This is a genomic window from Ensifer sp. VA4 (genome assembly GCF_055710065.1).
Genome location: NZ_JBVQPO010000013.1, coordinates 83366 through 97775, shown reverse-complemented (window position 1 = coordinate 97775; position 14410 = coordinate 83366). Strand labels below are relative to the sequence as shown.

Annotated in this window: 18 protein-coding genes; 12 read left to right on the top strand and 6 right to left on the bottom strand. The window is 62.4% G+C overall.

Features of this window, described 5'->3' with window-relative positions; all coding sequences use genetic code 11:
- Positions 1-16: 16 nt before the first annotated feature.
- On the bottom strand, positions 17-430 hold the full coding sequence (locus tag AC0C6X_RS22755) for a nuclear transport factor 2 family protein (protein WP_173516879.1): 414 nt from the start codon (positions 428-430) through the stop codon (positions 17-19).
- A gap of 193 nt (positions 431-623) precedes the next feature.
- Here AC0C6X_RS22755 and AC0C6X_RS22750 point away from each other — a divergent pair, with 193 nt between their 5' ends.
- The 5 genes from AC0C6X_RS22750 (at position 624) to AC0C6X_RS22730 (ending at position 5526) form a co-directional block, all read left to right on the top strand.
- Positions 624-998, top strand: a complete 375-nt coding sequence (locus AC0C6X_RS22750) for a GFA family protein (RefSeq protein WP_472955280.1) — start codon at positions 624-626, stop codon at positions 996-998.
- A 248-nt stretch (positions 999-1246) separates the two neighbouring features.
- On the top strand, positions 1247-2320 hold the full coding sequence (locus AC0C6X_RS22745) for a cyclic nucleotide-gated ion channel (protein ID WP_472955278.1): 1074 nt from the start codon (positions 1247-1249) through the stop codon (positions 2318-2320).
- A 185-nt stretch (positions 2321-2505) separates the two neighbouring features.
- A complete protein-coding gene (locus AC0C6X_RS22740) occupies positions 2506-3351 on the top strand; it encodes a response regulator (protein WP_247960151.1) in 846 nt (281 codons plus the stop codon).
- Positions 3352-3632: 281 nt separating this feature from the next.
- On the top strand, positions 3633-4925 hold the full coding sequence (locus tag AC0C6X_RS22735) for a diguanylate cyclase (RefSeq protein WP_247960150.1): 1293 nt from the start codon (positions 3633-3635) through the stop codon (positions 4923-4925).
- Between the two features lie 118 nt (positions 4926-5043).
- Positions 5044-5526, top strand: coding sequence for a VOC family protein (locus AC0C6X_RS22730; protein WP_472955275.1), 483 nt, complete (start codon positions 5044-5046; stop codon positions 5524-5526).
- Positions 5527-5580: 54 nt separating this feature from the next.
- On the opposite strand, the gene AC0C6X_RS22725 is transcribed toward AC0C6X_RS22730, so the two are convergent.
- Both AC0C6X_RS22725 and AC0C6X_RS22720 read right to left on the bottom strand, forming a co-directional pair.
- Positions 5581-6180 carry a YdeI/OmpD-associated family protein gene (locus AC0C6X_RS22725; protein ID WP_472955273.1) on the bottom strand — a complete coding sequence of 200 codons (600 nt, stop codon included), beginning with the start codon at positions 6178-6180 and terminating at the stop codon, positions 5581-5583.
- A gap of 399 nt (positions 6181-6579) precedes the next feature.
- A complete protein-coding gene (locus AC0C6X_RS22720) occupies positions 6580-7584 on the bottom strand; it encodes a GlxA family transcriptional regulator (RefSeq protein ID WP_173516872.1) in 1005 nt (334 codons plus the stop codon).
- A gap of 532 nt (positions 7585-8116) precedes the next feature.
- Between AC0C6X_RS22720 and AC0C6X_RS22715 the strand changes: the two genes are divergently transcribed.
- Both AC0C6X_RS22715 and AC0C6X_RS22710 read left to right on the top strand, forming a co-directional pair.
- The gene (locus AC0C6X_RS22715; protein WP_247960148.1) at positions 8117-8437 is read left to right on the top strand and encodes a hypothetical protein; all 321 of its coding nucleotides are present in this window, start codon (positions 8117-8119) and stop codon (positions 8435-8437) included.
- 9 nt (positions 8438-8446) lie between these two features.
- Positions 8447-8857, top strand: a complete 411-nt coding sequence (locus AC0C6X_RS22710) for an imm11 family protein (protein WP_472955271.1) — start codon at positions 8447-8449, stop codon at positions 8855-8857.
- Between the two features lie 132 nt (positions 8858-8989).
- On the opposite strand, the gene AC0C6X_RS22705 is transcribed toward AC0C6X_RS22710, so the two are convergent.
- Together AC0C6X_RS22705 and AC0C6X_RS22700 are read right to left on the bottom strand one after the other, a co-directional pair.
- Positions 8990-9193, bottom strand: coding sequence for a hypothetical protein (locus AC0C6X_RS22705; protein ID WP_173516870.1), 204 nt, complete (start codon positions 9191-9193; stop codon positions 8990-8992).
- A gap of 99 nt (positions 9194-9292) precedes the next feature.
- Positions 9293-9571: a hypothetical protein gene (locus tag AC0C6X_RS22700; protein ID WP_472955268.1), complete on the bottom strand. Its 279-nt coding sequence runs from the start codon at positions 9569-9571 to the stop codon at positions 9293-9295.
- A gap of 112 nt (positions 9572-9683) precedes the next feature.
- On the opposite strand from AC0C6X_RS22700, the gene AC0C6X_RS22695 reads away from it, so the two are divergent.
- The 4 genes from AC0C6X_RS22695 to AC0C6X_RS22680 all read left to right on the top strand — a co-directional run bounded on the left by AC0C6X_RS22695 (position 9684) and on the right by AC0C6X_RS22680 (position 11868).
- Positions 9684-10574 carry a LysR substrate-binding domain-containing protein gene (locus AC0C6X_RS22695; RefSeq protein WP_173516868.1) on the top strand — a complete coding sequence of 297 codons (891 nt, stop codon included), beginning with the start codon at positions 9684-9686 and terminating at the stop codon, positions 10572-10574.
- A 72-nt stretch (positions 10575-10646) separates the two neighbouring features.
- A complete protein-coding gene (locus tag AC0C6X_RS22690) occupies positions 10647-10862 on the top strand; it encodes a hypothetical protein (RefSeq protein ID WP_173516867.1) in 216 nt (71 codons plus the stop codon).
- A 73-nt stretch (positions 10863-10935) separates the two neighbouring features.
- Positions 10936-11397: a VIT1/CCC1 transporter family protein gene (locus AC0C6X_RS22685; protein ID WP_472955266.1), complete on the top strand. Its 462-nt coding sequence runs from the start codon at positions 10936-10938 to the stop codon at positions 11395-11397.
- A 234-nt stretch (positions 11398-11631) separates the two neighbouring features.
- Positions 11632-11868: a hypothetical protein gene (locus AC0C6X_RS22680; RefSeq protein ID WP_472955471.1), complete on the top strand. Its 237-nt coding sequence runs from the start codon at positions 11632-11634 to the stop codon at positions 11866-11868.
- Between the two features lie 189 nt (positions 11869-12057).
- Here the strand turns inward: AC0C6X_RS22680 and AC0C6X_RS22675 are convergent, their stop codons facing one another.
- Complete coding sequence (locus tag AC0C6X_RS22675; protein ID WP_472955264.1) at positions 12058-12714, bottom strand: GntR family transcriptional regulator; 657 nt, start codon at positions 12712-12714, stop codon at positions 12058-12060.
- Positions 12715-12981: 267 nt separating this feature from the next.
- Between AC0C6X_RS22675 and AC0C6X_RS22670 the strand changes: the two genes are divergently transcribed.
- A complete protein-coding gene (locus AC0C6X_RS22670; protein ID WP_247960143.1) occupies positions 12982-14406 on the top strand; it encodes a M20 family metallopeptidase in 1425 nt (474 codons plus the stop codon).
- Positions 14407-14410 lie beyond the last annotated feature (4 nt).

Below are 14410 nucleotides of genomic sequence, written 5' to 3'. Positions count from 1 at the left end.
TTCAAGGAGACGTGCTCTACGCCGCCTTCCGGTCGCGGCCGAAGGGATCGCCGCGCAGCGATTCCGTGTGCAACGCGGCCACCCATCCGCCGTTCTCGCGGATCCAGGTCGTGGCGTCGGCGGCCTTCAATGTCAGGGGTTGCCCGTCGACCTCCATCTCTTCGGTCACCGTGTAGGCGATGACGGCCACGTCCTCCCGCGGAAAGATGACGCTGACGTCGTCGAGCCGGAACGATCTGAGGCTCCAGGAGCCCTCCGCCTGCTCGGCCATCCGGCGGTAGTCGTCGCGGGTGAGCACGGACGCACCTTGTGCCCCGACGACGATCGACCGTTCCGGCAGCATTGCCACGGACGCCTCGGTATCCTTGTCCATAATGGTTCGCCAGAATTCCTGTTCGAGGTCGATGATCTCCTGTCTTTCGGCATGCATGGTTCGTGTCCTCCATCCGGAATACCCGCAGAAGACGTGGAAAGGCGAAAAGTTCCCTGCCGACGCTAGTCCTGCGCGATGAAGCACGGCATCGCGCATTCTGACCGCGTTAAAGTTCGCCGTTGCGGGAACCCAACGCCCGCGTGTATCGTTTCCCGGCCTGACATCAACCATTGCGCGACAGGATAAAGTCATGACGATGCTCTCGGGAAAGTGCCTTTGCGGCCAGGTGCAGGTTTCGGTGCGCGGTGAGCCGACGCGGGTCGGTATCTGCCACTGCACCGACTGCCGGCAGGAAAGCGGCTCGGCCTTCACCTTCTATGGTATCTGGCCTGCCGATCGCTTCGAACACACCGGCGAGACCTCGGCGTTCCAGGGGCGCCGCTTCTGTCCCCGTTGCGGTTCGCGGGTCTTCTCGGTCGACGACCAGGAGGCGGAAGTCAAGCTTGGCATCCTGTCCGAAGCGCCGACACCGCTTGTGCCGAGCTACGAGCTCTGGATCAAGCGCCGCGAGCCGTGGCTGAAGCCGGTGGACGGGGCAGCGCAGTTCGAAGAAGACCGCATATGAGGGCAAGTGCCTGCCAATATTCGCCGCAGAAATCGGCGCGGGGCTTGTCTGCGTGATCTGCCGGAAATGGAACTGCATCTCGTCGACGGCGGACACGGCATCTCGACCAAGCGGCCGAACGGATACGCGTGTTCCTATTTTTCACTTCCCTTAAATGAGCATCGATTCAAGAGTAGGATTGTGCTTTAGATCAAGGCGTTGCTGGGTGCCGCGCTGCGTGTGAAGTCGGCGGGCCGCTGGGGGAGTGTATGTCGGCACGGCCTTTGTTGAGGATATCGGATGCTGCCAATGGCCTTTTGGCGGCGGCGGGTCTCATCGTGGTTGCCGCGCTGACGGCGCCAAACTTCGGCGCCGGAGTGCGGCTTGCCCTGGAGGGGGTGCTTGTCGGCATCTGGGGCGTCTATGCGCTGCAACTCACCGACACGCTGGTCGCGCTTCGGACGAAGGCGGGTCCTGCGCCGATGTCCGAAATCACGATCGACCTCCTGGCCGTCGTCGTTCCGCTTGCCGGCTTCCTCCTCGCCGACCCGCAGGATCAGAGCCTTTTTTGCGGCATCTGGCTGTTGAAGCCGCTGCGTCATTCCACCTTCTTCCGGCTGCTGGGCCGGGTCGTGTCACGGGCTGCGCCCAATCTCATCGGCGTCACCTCGCTCTTCGGCATCGTCCTCTTCGGCGCATCGCTGATCGCCTATCTCATCGAGCGCGATGTCCAGCCGGACAAGTTCGGCAGCATTCCCCAGGCCATGTGGTGGGCGGTGGTGACGCTTTCCACCACCGGCTATGGCGACGAGATCCCGCAGACGCTCGCGGGCCGGGTGCTGGCGGGGCTGGTGATGATGAGCGGCATCGGTATCTTTGCGCTCTGGGCCGGCATCCTCGCCACCGGCTTCTTCGAGGAGGTGCGCCGCCAGGATTTCGTGCGCAATTGGCAACTGGTGGCCGCGGTGCCGCTGTTCCAGAAGCTCGGCTCGGCCGCCTTCGTCGAGATCGTGCGGTCGCTGCGCCCGCGGGTGGTGCCGGCCGGCGCCGTCATCTGCCGCAAGGGCGAGGTCGGCGACCAGATGTTCTTCATCGTCGAGGGGCGCGTGAGCATCGCGACCCCATCGCCGACACCGGTCGAGCTCGGCCCCGGCAGCTTCTTCGGCGAGATGGCGCTGATTTCGGGCGAGCCGCGATCGGCGACCGTCAGTGCCGCGACCGAGGTCTCGCTGCTGTCGCTTTATTCGGAGGATTTCCAGATGCTGTCGAGCAGCAATCCGGAGATCGCCGAAATCATCCGCAAGACGGCGGAGGCGCGGCGCGGCCAGGCCCCCAAGGGCTGATCGCAGCGTTGCGTCGGAAGTGACGGCGAGTCCCGCGCCGGCACGTGCCTCGTCATTTCGCCGGCTGCCATTAACACCAGGGAAAGCCTTTCTCCTCTAGCATGGCGGCTGCAAGTTGCAGTGACTTTGCGGGCATGAGGAACGCTTGGGCGCTGTAGGGGGACACTCTTTCACATAGGCGTTCAATGTCGTTTTTTGGCATTTCCGGAATGTACTATTCCGGCGAATCCCTTGGCGAGCACCGCATCGTGCTGGCCGAGGACTCCAACCTCTTCTCGTCGATGGTGTCGAAGCGGCTGAAGGAGCTGTTCGACATCGATGTCATCGTCTGCCGTGACTATGACGACCTGCAGTTTGCCGTCGAAAACGCGACATTTCCGGCGTCGCTCGCCATCTCCAATATCAATCTCCCGGGGGCGGAGAACGGCGAGGCGCTCAACTACCTGATCGACATGAGCGTGCCGACCATCGTCTTCACCGGCTCCTTCCAGGAATCGACGCGCGAGAAGATCCTCGCCAAGGAGATCGTCGATTACGTCATCAAGGACAGCGTCTTTGCCGTCGACATGCTGGCGGAGTCCGTCTGCCGCTTCCTCACCAACCACAAGCATCACGTGCTGATCGTCGACGACAGCCCGACGGCGCGGGCGCTCTTGACGACGCAGCTCAAGCGCTACAACTTCCGCACCAGCTCGGCCGACAGCGGCGCGGCGGCGCTCGAACTTCTGAAGAACAACCCCGATATCGGCCTCGTCATCACCGACTACAACATGCCCGATATCGACGGCTTCGAGCTGACGCGGCGCATCCGCGGCTCCTATGGGCCGCATCAGTTGCGCATCATCGGCGTATCCTCGTCTACCAACCGGCTGCTGTCGGCGCGCTTCCTGAAGGCGGGCGGCAACGACTTCGTCGTTCGTCCCTTCGTCAACGAGGAGTTCTATTGCCGCGTCAACCAGAATCTGGACACGCTGACGAAAATCCGCACGCTCAGTGAAAAGGTACGGGTTCCGGCGCAGGTATCGGCCTGATACGAGAAATAATCCCCAAAATATTATGGCAAGGGGCGCGAACTCCCGCGCTCAGGTTGCCGCATTAACGAAATTGCAATCCGTTCGGTCTTCAATCCGCCGCAACAGGAGCGGGGAGCCCGGTCACGCCAGATCACGCCGGCCAAAGGGCCGGTGCGGTCAGTGACGGGGTTTGTTCACATATTCGGAGCCAGCGTCACCCCTCGAGGGAAGCACGCCTGCGGCTCGAGAGGGGTTGCAGGGACGTGAGATTGCGCCGCACGCCGGGCCGGGTGAACTCTGTGCAAAAGCACAGCGACAAGCGCATGCTGCTCGTCGAAGATTCCCGGATGTTCGCGACGGCGCTGAAATACGGGCTCGAATCCGTCCACGGCATCCGCGTCACCCATTGCAACTCGCTCGCGACGCTCAAGAAAACACTGGAGCAGGCGCCGGAAAGCTTCTCGCTCGCGGTGCTCGATCTCAACCTGCCGGATGCGCCCAATTGCGAGGCGCTCGAATTCGTCCTCGAAAATCAGGTGCCGGCCGTCGTCTTTACCGCGGCCTTCAACGACCATACGCGCGAAGAGATCCTGTCTCGCGGCGTGCTCGATTGCGTCATCAAGCACCAGCCGGAATCGATCAACCTGTTGATCGGCGCCGTCGACCGGGCGCTCACCAACGGCAAGACGACGGTGCTGCTTGCCGATTCCGATGCCGCCTCGCGCAGCGAACTTGCGGGCATCCTGAGAAGGCAGCGGATCGCCGTCTGCGAGGTGGCATCCGCGGCCGATGCGCTGCAGGTGCTCGACAGCGGCGAGGCGGTCGATCTCCTCGTCACCGATCTCGATCTCGCCGACATGTCCGGTGCGGCACTGCTTGCCGAAGTGGAGCGCCGGCAGGGCGACGGCGCGCTGCCGGTGATCGGCCTTTCCGACAGCGGCGATCGAAGGGCGGGTGCTCGTTTCCTGGAGGCGGGCGGCACCGACTTCATCCAGAAGCCGTTCCTCGAAGCGGAATTCAACGGCCGCATCGCGCAGGCCGCCGGCGTGCAGAAGCGCCTGCAGACCCTGCAGCGGCAGGCGGCGAGCGACTACCTCACCGACCTCTACAACCGCCGCCACTTCTTCCTCGCCGGTCCGCGCCTGGTGGAACAGTGCCTGAGGCGCGGCGAGCCGACCGCGATCGCCGTGCTCGACATCGACCATTTCAAGCGGCTCAACGACACCTACGGCCACGAGATCGGCGACATCGTGCTGAAGCACGTGGCCAAGCGGCTTTCGGCGCTGGTGGGCGAGGAACACCTGCTCGCCCGTCTCGGCGGCGAGGAGTTCGGCATCCTCTTCAACGGCTGCGACGTGCGGCGCGCCTTCGCCTTTTGCGATGCGCTGAGGCTGGAACTGGCGAAATCGCGGATCGTTGCCGATGACGAGGAACTGACGATCACCGTCTCGATCGGGCTGGCCACCATCGAGACGGCGGAAGCCTTTGAAAACTACCTGCACGCCGCCGATCAGTTTCTCTACATGGCGAAACATGCGGGCCGAAACCGGGTGATCTCCGAACTCGCGCTGCTCGACGCGCTGGCGTCCTGAAGCCTGTCGCGGGCCGACCGTCACGAAAAATTCACCGCCCAATCTGTCGGCTTGGAACGAAGTCGAACGTCCTTCGGTTATCCGCCCATGATCAAGCGGGACGAAGAGGAGCCGACGGATGAAGAATGTTGTTTCAAATCTCTGGTTCGAGAAGGAGGCGCGCGAGGCGGTCGAATTCTACGTTTCGCTCGTTCCCAATTCGGCGATCACCCGCATCGCCACATTGCCGGCCGAGAGCCCGAGCGGACCGCCCGACAGCGTCAAGATCATCGAGTTCACGCTCGGCAAGCAGGAATTCCTGGCGCTCGAAGCCGGGCCGCTCGATCCGTTCAATCACTCCTTCTCGATCATGATCCAGTGCGACACCCAGGAGGAGATCGACCGGCTGTGGAGCGCGATCCTCGATAACGGTGGAGAACCCGAGCAATGCGGCTGGATCCAGGACCGCTGGGGCCTGTGCTGGCAGATTGCCCCGCGTGTGATGGGTGACATGATCGCCCATTCCGACCGTGTGCGCGCCAAGCGTGCGGCGGAGGCCATGCTCGGCATGATCAAGCCCGACATCGCCGAACTGGAACGGGCCTTTCACGGGCAGGTTTAGGAACCGGGAGTGGCTGTCCCGACCGTCATGACGGCGCGCGATGGCGGGGCCGCCTCACTTCCGTCCCTGCGGATAGATCGTCTCGCCGCGCTTCAGCATCTCGACGAAGGTCTCGATCTTCTTCCTTCGCCCTGCCTCCGTCTTCATGTTGTGGGTGCGGAAGGCAAGCGCGAAGCGGTTCTGCTCGCTGAGCCTGGCGAGCATCGCCTTTGCCAATGGCTCGGCGTCGATCGCCGCCTGCAGGTCGTCGGGGATCTTCAGGTCCTTGCCGCTGGCATAGGCGCGGTCCCAGCGTCCATCCGCCTTGGCGGCGTCCACCTGTTTCAGGCCGTGCTCGGTCATGCGGCCTTCCTTGACCAGCCGCGCGACATTATCGACGTTGATCTTGCTCCAGACGCTTTTCCTGCCGCGCGGCGAATAGCGCTGCAGGAAGCTCTTGTCGTCCAGCCCCTTGCGCACGCCGTCGATCCAGCCCCAGCAAAGCACCACGTCGATCGCCTCCTTGGGGGTGATCGAGGGTAGGCCGGAGCTTACCTTGTGGATCTTGATCCAGACTTCGTTTTCGCTTTGATGATGGGCGCCGAGCCAGTCGTAGAAGCTGTCGAAGTCCTTGAACTCGTGGACCTTGGCGGGATTGATGTGGACGGGGGGCATCCGACGGCGTTGCTCCTGATGGTGGCGGTGGGGCGGCAACGGAGCCATGATCCTCCCGCCCGTGCGTGATTCGCAGATGCCGCAAACATTCATAGCTCAGCGGTGCGCGTGCAAGTCTTGCCACGTACAGCGGCCTGGTTGAGGCGCGGCGCCAAACGGCGTGAAACGACAAAACAAGCGCTGAGCGCAAGAGCATAACGGGACCAGCGCATGCCGACCTCACCATTCGTCATCCTCGGGCTTGACCCGAGGATCCATACCGAGTGGCGCTGGAGCATGGATGCTCGGGTCAAGCCCGAGCATGACGGAAGGAGGAGGCGTTGTCGGCCAACGCTGCCTATGCGCGGGCCGGAGCAAAAAGGGCGGAAAACCCCGCCCGTCCGTGTCTCTATCGGGCTGTTACCGCGCCATCTGCAGCGTCAGCTTGCGGTCGGCGCGCTCCTGTTGGGGCGAGCGGTTGTAGAGTTCGCGATAACACTTGGAGAAGTGCGAGGCGGAGACGAAGCCGCAGGCGACGGCCACTTCGACCACCGGCATCGACGACTGGATGAGCAAGTGCCGGGCACGGTCGAGGCGGATCTCCAGGTAGTAGCGGGCGGGCGACCGGCCCATCTCCTGGCGGAAAAGCCGCTCGATCTGGCGGCGCGAAAGATCTGCGCCCTCGGCGATTTCCAGAAGCGACAGCGGCTCGGCGAGGTTTGCTTCCATCAGCTCGATGATCGACAGAACCTTGGCGTTCTGGACGCCGAGGCGGGCGCGCAGCGGCAGGCGCTGGCGGTCATGCGGGCCGCGCACGCGGTCGGTCAGCGCCTGCTCGCAGACGCGGTTGACGAGGTTCTCGCCGAAGTCCTGGTCGATCAGGTTCAGCATCATGTCGAGCGAGGCGGTGCCGCCGGCACAGGTGTAGATGTTGCTGTCGATCTCGTAGAGGTCGGCATAGACCTCCGCCTGCGGGAAGCTCTCGGAAAAGCCCGGCAGGTTTTCCCAGTGGATGGCGCAGCGCTTGCCGGTCAACAGGCCGGCGGAGGCCAGCACATGGGCGCCGGTACAGAGGCTGCCGACGGCAACGCCGCGGTTATAGACCTCGCGCAGCCAGGCGTTCACCGACTTGTTGTTGAAGTCCTCGACATAGATGCCGGAACAGACCAGCACCATCGACGGGCGATTTTCGCCGCCCAGGAACTTGCGTTCATCGGCGAGCGACGAATTGACCTCGAGCGCGATGCCGCTCGAGGAGAAGACCTTTTCGCCGTCGGTCGAAGCGAGGCGCCAGGTATAGGCCTCGTAGCCGAGCATGCGGTTGGCGATGCGGAGCGTTTCGATCGCCGCCGAAAAGGGCAGCATGGAAAAGTTCGGCACCAGGAAGAAGACGAGAGAACGCTTTTTGGTCAGTGGCTTGTTCATGAGGCTTCCCATGCTTGGCGATGCGGGTATATTCGTCGCTTGGAAGATACTCTTCGGCTTGTCTATTTGCGACATTGACATGGAAAGCCGCGACCGCAAAGTGATTTCGCATTGCGACATCGGGCGGCAAAGGGCGGTTCAGTGGATCTTTCAGGCTTCTGTAAGGAAAGCGACAGTTTCTCCAGCGTCGCTGACGTTATCTGACAAGAACTGCCACAGATACGCAATAATCACAAAGTGAGCGCAAAAGTTGTGTTTGCCGATTGCGACGTTTTCGATGCGAGAACGAGGTGTCGGTATGAGGCAAGTCGCGCGCCGCTGCTCATGCTTTGGACTTGCTGCAATGACAACCCGGACCCGCGCCAGCGGATCAGCCAAAAACGCTCTCAGCCTGTCCTTGGGGCTCCGGCGGGCGGATCGAAAGCAAATCGCCGACTTGGGATTCTCAGCTCTTCAATCAAACCGGGTCCTGCGTGGGCGAGACAGGCACTGCTTGTATTAGCAAATGTTGAATGGTAGTGATTGCTGTCGCATGCAATCAACGGTCGGTGGCGCTGCCTTAGAGCACTTCACGGCGCGGTGCCGCACCTCGTCCGGAGGGTTGCTCCTGACGTCTCTGAAACATTCGGGCGGGGGCATTGCCGGTATGGCGCAATCGAAAAACGCCCGGGTCTGGGCCAGCCGCGCTTTCATGGACTCAACACGGATCAAGGGGTTTACCGCCGATCCGCTGCCGACGGGGATGAGCCTCGGCCAGATGGCCAAATTGAACGAAACGGGCGAACGGATGTCCGCCGAGCATTTTCCGAAAGAGATCTTCGCCAAATATCCGGACAAGAAGGAAAAGAAGTAGGCGGATCTCGTGCTTGCCGCAGGCGCGGTGGTGGTTTCGGCGGCCTGCGCCGATATCCTGCGACAATTCGATCTCGGCCATTCCTCGCTCTATCCGATCAAGCTTTTCCAGCATGACCGCGGAACGCCGGTGGAGGGCGAGTATTTCTGCCTCAATATCGGCGAGCGTAAGGATGCGTTCCTTCCTGAATTGTCGCGGGGGGTCACGACCCTCGGCTCCGGGAAACTGCTCGTCCGATCCTATCTGCCTGATGATGACGTTGCCGTCAGTCCTGCCGCACTCGAGGGCCCCGACCTGTGGGTGAGTCCGCCCTTGATCGAAATTTTTTTTCTGAGCGACCGCCTGACGCAGGCCCTGCGGGCAGCAAAAATGGGCAGGGTCTTTGGTTTCCGCGCCTGCCGCATTGTCGAAGTGGACTAAACCACCCGAGGGGCAACTCTCGCTGGGGTGAAAGGTGGGAGCACAAAGAAGAAGGGCACCGCCTTCTTGGCGATGCCCTTCATGGGTATCAAGGATTTCGTCTCGCCCTTCGAGGGCAGCTGACGCCATCCTTCATTGTTCCGTCTTATGCACCGCATCATCAACCGACGGGAAGCCGATGTCCTTCAGCGTGTCATAGGACAGGTTTTCGAGCGCCCGTTCCTGGCGGTGACGCTTCCACGCCGCCCAGGCGCGGACGCGTAGGTTGAAGAGACCCGGAAGGGACGAGTGGGAGGATGCCCGTTCCGAGGCCGATGAAAAATGAGTGTTGGACATTTCATGGCTCCTTCTGAGTTTCTCAGCAGGTCGCGACCATGACGCTATCTATGGCGCAACCTGATCTATCATTCCAACGAATATGTTTGATGCTTTTCATCAAACATGGTGATTGATCGAAGGGTCTGCAAACATCACGTCGTCGCGTACTCTCCTCGGCAGTTTGGCCAGTTCGCGCTCGGTTTCCACCCGATTCCTGGCAATTTGCTTCCGGCGCCGGCGGCTCGCGATACCTTCGAGCATGGCGATCACGTGATTGAGGGCGGCAAGCACCATGTCCGTGCTACGTCGCTCTTGATATTCTGCCACCATCCGCGAGCCGGCGGTGTTACGCAGGGAACGGTTGGGCGTGACGATAACAAGCTGGGCGGCGGACATGGGTTTCTCCTTCCTTCGTCGTCCTTGAGCTTGACTATCGGCCATTGGTGATGTTCAATCAAACGAAATGAAGTGAACTAATCTTTCAGTTTTTCTGATCGAGGATGCCGCCATGAACATGATGATGCGCCACGCGCTTCCGCTTCTTGAAATGGACGTGCTGAAGACCTTCGTCGCCATTGCCGAGACCGGCAATTTCACCACCGCCGCCGAGACCGTCTACCGCACGCCGTCTGCTGTCTCGATGCAGATCAAGAAGCTCGAGGAGATGCTGAGCTGCACGCTCTTCCTGCGTGACGCCCGCTCGGTGACGCTGACGCCGAAGGGGGAAACGCTGCTCGGCTATGCCCGTCGGCTGCTGTCGCTCAACAATGAAACGGTGTCGCGCTTCCTGCTGCCGGACATGAACGGCGTCGTGCGCGTTGGTGCGCCCGAAGATGTCGGCGAGCGCATCCTGCCGGAAGTGCTGAAGCGTTTCGCAGAGTCCTATCCCAACGTGACGATCGATGTGTCGATCGGCATGAGCAACGCCATGCGCAAGAAGGTCGACGAGCATCGGCTCGACATCGCGATCTTCAACAGCCTGACCGAGGGAACGCCGAAAAACGGTGAAATCCTGATGCAGGAGAAGCTGGTCTGGGCCGGCGCCAAGTGCGGCAACGCCCATCTCAAGGATCCGCTGCCGGTCTCGATGTGGGAGGATGGCTGCGTCTGGCGCGCCGATGCGGTGGAGAAACTGTCGCGCGCGGGCCGCAAGTTCCGCATAGCCTTTCTCAGTGCCTACACGACCGGCCAGCGCGCCGCCGTCCTCGCCGGCCTCGCCATCGCGCCGCTGCCGCGTTACCTCGTCCAGGGCGAAATGGTGCAGCTCGGCGAGCGCGACGGCCTGCCGGATCTCGGCCACTACAATATCGGCCTGCAGGTGATCAATGATGCGCCGGCGCCGGTGCTGGCGGTGGCAGACCATGTGCGTGACGCTTTCGCCGAACTGCAGATGCAATAGCGAGGCCGCATGCGGATTGTGGTCTCCCGAGCGCTGCCGGCAGCCCTTCCGCCTCCTGGGAGACGTTGATCCTTGAGCGACCAGCCGCGCCCCGTTCTCGATCCGATCGATCGCCTCTCGGAGATCATCTTCGGGCTGCTGATGGCGCTTTCCTTCACGGGAACGATGAGCACGGTCACGGGCGGCGAGGGCGGGGTCAATGCGGTGCTCGCCGCCGCTCTCGGCTGCAACATCGCCTACAGCGCCGCGCGTCTTATCGGACGCGCAAAGGTCGCTGTAGTGCTTTGAAGTGCTGCATGTTTTTGTCCTTTAATCGGCTACGATTAAAGGAAACATGCAGTAGGGCATCGTCGATGGCGTCATGTATGTGCTGACGACGGCGGTCGAGCGTGTGCGGCGCCGTGGCTTTCTCGATGCTCTCCGGCGCGAGCCGGTTGACCGTGCCCGCGAGATGTTCCTGGAAAGCCTGCCCGACGACGTGCGCCGCGTCGCCTCGCCGAAGGAGACCGAGGCACTGCTTATCCGGGTGAGGGCGCTTTCTTCCGACCCCAGGCACCGGGCGGTCACCGGGCATGACGTCAAGGCGGCTTTCGCTATCTTCCTGCTCGTCGTCACCTCGACGCTGCCGCCCAGCATCCCATTCCTTTTGATCGACGATGTCGCCTTGGCGATGCGCATCTCCAACGGGGTCGCGCTCGTCATGCTGTTCGCCGTCGGCGCGCGGCTCGGGCAATATATGGGCCGCAGCCCCTGGCCGATGGCCTTTGCGATGACGGCGATCGGCGCCGTTCTGGTGGCGGTGACCATCCTGTTTGGCGGTTAGCTTTCGCGGCAGGGCCGCGCGCGAGGCGATCGCAAGAGGCGTTCCAATTCATGGAGTCCTCGCCGCCGGTCCATGGCGAAAGGGGCTTGTTCCCGATCTGCTTCCGGAGCCCGCATATCGAAAGCGGGCGCGATGCTCCAATCCATCGTCACCCATTGACGTTGGCATTTTTCTTCACAATAGGGTCAAGCCGACGAATTTGGCGAGCGCCAGCCACACAGCAACAGGAGTGTAATCGTGAGCGAACCGACCGTAGCCGATGCAACAAACCGCATTTATGAATCGCTGCAGGCGGACAATGCCGACATCGACTTGCATATTGCGACTCTCAAGGCAGCGTTGATGCGGGCGGGTTTGAAGGAAGCCGTATTCGACCCGGCCAGGCTCGTGCAGAACAACCGTTCTGGCAGGAAGCTGATGCAGGCATATTTTCGCCAGCGCGGCGTGACGGTGAAATTCGCGGCTTCGTGAAATCTTCCCATGACGCCAAAGGCGGCCCAGTATGACGGCTGACCTGATTGCCCTCGTTGAGGCCTGACAGCGAGCTTGGCTTCGCACTCGAACTGAAGTGCCGCATCCGCCGTCGCCTGCGACGGACTAGATGTGGTTGGGCTAGCCCGCCGGTGCGCCTGACCGGCGAAGCGCCGAAAAGCTAGAGGCTCAGGCTTTGATCGGCGCCTGGCGGATGTGGATTTCGATCAGCCGCTTCAGTTCGGGGAGGTCCCTCGCTTCCAGCGCGTCGACCATCAGATGGTGCTCGCGCGCCGATTGCTCGATGCGTGCCCGTGTGCGCCATTGCGAGACCGGGGCTGACACCGTTCGCTGGCGGATTTCGGCGACGACCTCGACGAGTTCGGAATTGCCGGCAAGCATGAGAAGGGCGCGGTGGAAGGCGAGGTTGGCGTCGTAGTGCTCCATGATGGAGCCGCGGAACGACATTTCGTCGAAATGACGCGCGAGCCCGCGCAGTTCGCTGATGGCTGCCGGCGTGACATTGGCGATCATCCGGTCCGCAACGCCCGTCTCCAGGATCACGCGGATATCGCTGATCTCCCGCGTGCGCTGGTCGTCGAGCTCATAGACCTGATAGCCGCGGTTCGGATTGTGCTGCACCAGTCGGCGCTGCGACAGGCGGTCGAGCGCCCGGCGCACCTCCGGCCGCGTGCAATCGTAGCGGCGCTCCAGGTCGATCTGCTTGAGCCAGGTGCCGGCCGGCAAGGTCCCGGTCAGGATGTCGTGCAGCAACAGGTCGGTGACGTCCTTCTTCTCCTCGGGTTTCTCCTCGGGCGCCAGCATTTCCGTCAGATCGTCGCTCATTTCTGCCTTGCACTCTCTTTCCGTCTGTCGCCGCCGCCCGTTGCCGAAGCGTCTCGCACCGCGCGTTGCCGCGGCGGAATTGGCTCCATTTTTGGAGAAACTATGATGCTGTCCTGAACAATTCAATGCGGGAGAACGGTGTTCCACGCCAGCCTTTCGCCCTTGTGCACATCGGTCGAATTGTTTCAGGAGCCTCTTGTGTATCCAAAAATGTTATCGTAAATTGGCGCCAATTCTGGTTACTATTGTTGCGGAAGTCAAGAAACGATGAAAAATGCCGATGCCGTCTGGGACCTCCTCGAAGCCAAGCGCGAGCGGTTTTTCGCGCTCAGCGACCGGGTCTGGGATACGCCGGAAACCAACTACGAGGAATTTCGCTCGTCGGCGGAACATGCGGCGGTGCTGGAGGCCGAGGGTTTCCGCGTGTCGCGCGGCATCGCCGGCATGCCGACGGCGCTCATGGGCGAGGCAGGCGAGGGCGGACCGGTCATCGCCATCCTCGGCGAGTTCGATGCCCTGCCGGGCTTGAGCCAGGAGGCCGGCCTTGCCGAGGAGCGGCCGCTCTCCGACGGCGGCAACGGTCACGGCTGCGGACACAATCTGCTCGGCGCCGGCTCGATGATGGCGGCAACCGCGGTCAAGGACTATCTCGCCGCCCATGGCATCAAGGGGCGGGTGCGCTATTACGGCTGCCCGGCGGAAGAGGGCGGCTCGTCCAAGGGGTTCATGGTGCGCGCCGGCGTGTTCGACGACGTCGATATCGCCATTTCCTGGCATCCGGCACCCTTTGCCGGCGTCAATAACCCGATCTCGCTTGCCTGCAACGAGCTCGACTTCCGCTTCAGCGGCCGCGCGTCGCATGCTTCGGCTGCACCCCATCTTGGCCGCAGTGCGCTCGACGCGCTCGAGCTGATGAATGTCGGCGTCAACTATCTTCGCGAGCACATGCCGTCGTCGGCGCGGATCCATTATGCGGTTACGGATACGGGCGGCAGCGCGCCGAACGTGGTGCAGGCCCGGGCAAAGGCGCGTTATCTCGTCCGCGCCCGCAGCCTGCCGGAACTCTTGGATCTTGTCGAGCGGGTCCGCAGCGTCGCGAAGGGCGCTGCCCTGATGACCGGCACCACGGTCACGGACGCGATCGTCAGCGGCGACGCCAACCTGATCGGCAATACACCGCTGGAAGCGCTGATGCATCGTCAGCTCGAGCAGCTGGGGCCGCCGCAGTTCGACGAGGACGACCGCAGGATTGCGGCAAGATTTCAGGAGACCTTTACCAACGAGGATATCGCCTCCGCCTTCGAACGGTTCGGGCTGAAACTGCGCCGCGGCATTTCCCTCTGCGACACGATCTTTCCGCCCGGAAACGGCGCCGGCACCCTTGTCGGCTCCACCGATGTCGGAACGGTGAGCTGGGTGGTGCCGACGGTGCAGATGCGCGGAGCAACTTACGCGATCGGCACGCCCGGCCATTCCTGGCAGCTCGTCGCGCAAGGCAAGCTGCCGGCAGCCCACAAGGGCATGGAGCATGCGGCCAAGGTAATGGCGAGCACGGCGGTCGAGCTGATCCTCGACCCCTCGCTCATCGCCGCCGCCAAGGCCGACCATGCGGCGAGACTGGACGGCACGCCCTTCGTCAATCCCATTCCTGATGACGTCGATCCGCCGATTCCCGGGGTGAGCCATGGTTAGTCAG

Excerpts from the sequence above, each read along its gene's own strand:
- AC0C6X_RS22745 (WP_472955278.1), top strand. The coding sequence starts at position 1,247 with ATGTCGGCACGGCCTTTGTTGAGGATATCGGATGCTGCCAATGGCCTT.
- AC0C6X_RS22695 (WP_173516868.1), top strand. The coding sequence starts at position 9,684 with ATGAACATGATGATGCGCCACGCGCTTCCGCTTCTTGAAATGGACGTG.
- AC0C6X_RS22750 (WP_472955280.1), top strand. The coding sequence starts at position 624 with ATGACGATGCTCTCGGGAAAGTGCCTTTGCGGCCAGGTGCAGGTTTCG.
- AC0C6X_RS22755 (WP_173516879.1), bottom strand. The coding sequence starts at position 430 with ATGCATGCCGAAAGACAGGAGATCATCGACCTCGAACAGGAATTCTGG.
- AC0C6X_RS22675 (WP_472955264.1), bottom strand. The coding sequence starts at position 12,714 with ATGAGCGACGATCTGACGGAAATGCTGGCGCCCGAGGAGAAACCCGAG.
- AC0C6X_RS22715 (WP_247960148.1), top strand. The coding sequence starts at position 8,117 with ATGCAATCAACGGTCGGTGGCGCTGCCTTAGAGCACTTCACGGCGCGG.
- AC0C6X_RS22730 (WP_472955275.1), top strand. The coding sequence starts at position 5,044 with ATGAAGAATGTTGTTTCAAATCTCTGGTTCGAGAAGGAGGCGCGCGAG.
- AC0C6X_RS22720 (WP_173516872.1), bottom strand. The coding sequence starts at position 7,584 with ATGAACAAGCCACTGACCAAAAAGCGTTCTCTCGTCTTCTTCCTGGTG.
- AC0C6X_RS22705 (WP_173516870.1), bottom strand. The coding sequence starts at position 9,193 with ATGTCCAACACTCATTTTTCATCGGCCTCGGAACGGGCATCCTCCCAC.
- AC0C6X_RS22700 (WP_472955268.1), bottom strand. The coding sequence starts at position 9,571 with ATGTCCGCCGCCCAGCTTGTTATCGTCACGCCCAACCGTTCCCTGCGT.
- AC0C6X_RS22740 (WP_247960151.1), top strand. The coding sequence starts at position 2,506 with ATGTCGTTTTTTGGCATTTCCGGAATGTACTATTCCGGCGAATCCCTT.
- AC0C6X_RS22670 (WP_247960143.1), top strand. The coding sequence starts at position 12,982 with ATGAAAAATGCCGATGCCGTCTGGGACCTCCTCGAAGCCAAGCGCGAG.
- AC0C6X_RS22725 (WP_472955273.1), bottom strand. The coding sequence starts at position 6,180 with ATGCCCCCCGTCCACATCAATCCCGCCAAGGTCCACGAGTTCAAGGAC.
- AC0C6X_RS22685 (WP_472955266.1), top strand. The coding sequence starts at position 10,936 with ATGTATGTGCTGACGACGGCGGTCGAGCGTGTGCGGCGCCGTGGCTTT.